Annotated in this window: 1 protein-coding gene; it reads right to left on the bottom strand. The window is 73.7% G+C overall.

Going from position 1 to position 909, the window contains the following annotated elements; genetic code table 11:
• Nucleotides 1-504: 504 nt before the first annotated feature.
• Nucleotides 505-909, bottom strand: a 405-nt coding sequence (locus FRW57_RS22180) for a MerR family transcriptional regulator (protein ID WP_420853285.1), incomplete at its 5' end; no start/stop codon positions are given.

Raw genomic sequence — 909 nt, 5'->3', positions numbered from 1 at the left:
ATCCAGGGGACCTGGCTGCACGCACGGGGCATCAAGCAGAAGCCCGGTGGCTGGTCGAACTTCCGGTACAACATGGAGATGGGGCCGCCGCTGCTGGCGGCGACCCGGGAGGCGGCGGCCCTGCTCAGCCACCGAGGTCCTGCCCGCCGTCGTAGTCGTAGTCGTCCTCACCCGCGCCGGAGACGGGCAGTGCCTGCTCCCAGGCATCGGCCGGGTCGGCCTCGCCCGGCTCGCCCGGCGGGGAGAAGTCCGCGGCCGGCTCGGCGGTCTGCCGGGCGTCGTCGGGGAATAGACGTCGTCGTCGTCGGCGTCGGCAACGGCGGGGGTGGCCTGTTCGGCGGCGTCGGCCTCGGGGACCTCGGCGGTGAGGTCGCCGGGCAGGTCATCATCCGGGCCCGGGGTGGCGCCCGGGGTGGTGATCGGGGTCATCGCTGCTCCTTCCTGTCCAGGTCGCTGTCGTGACAGTCATCCTCACCGGTGCCGCCACTGCCCTGCGCGTCGGTGTCACTCAGTCGGCGCGGGGCAAGCGGTGTCGGCGTCGGTGTCGTGGTGATCGTCGTGGTGACCGTCGTGGTCGGTGGGGTCATCGAGCCGGTGGTGCAGCCGGGTGTTCTGGTCCTGCAGGTCCAGCACCATGGCGATGCCGGCCAGGTTCAGCCCGTCGCCGAGCAGCGCGCCGATGCGGCGCAGCCGGTCCAGGTCCTCGGCGCTGTAGCGGCGGGTGCCGCCGGCGGTGCGGTCGGGCTCCAGCAGTCCGCGGGACTCGTACAGCCGCAGTCGTTGGGGGTCCATGCCGGTCAGCTCGGCGGCCACCGAGATGCCGTACACGCCCTTGTCCGGCTCGACCGGGCTCACGAGCCCACCTCGCCGGCCACCGCCGGGGCACCGGCCGCGGCGGTGGCCGGCGAG

The sequence above is a fragment of the Segeticoccus rhizosphaerae genome (assembly GCF_009192725.1).
In the GTDB taxonomy this organism is placed as follows: domain Bacteria; phylum Actinomycetota; class Actinomycetes; order Actinomycetales; family Dermatophilaceae; genus Segeticoccus; species Segeticoccus rhizosphaerae.
This window is presented reverse-complemented; position numbering and strand designations above follow the sequence as displayed.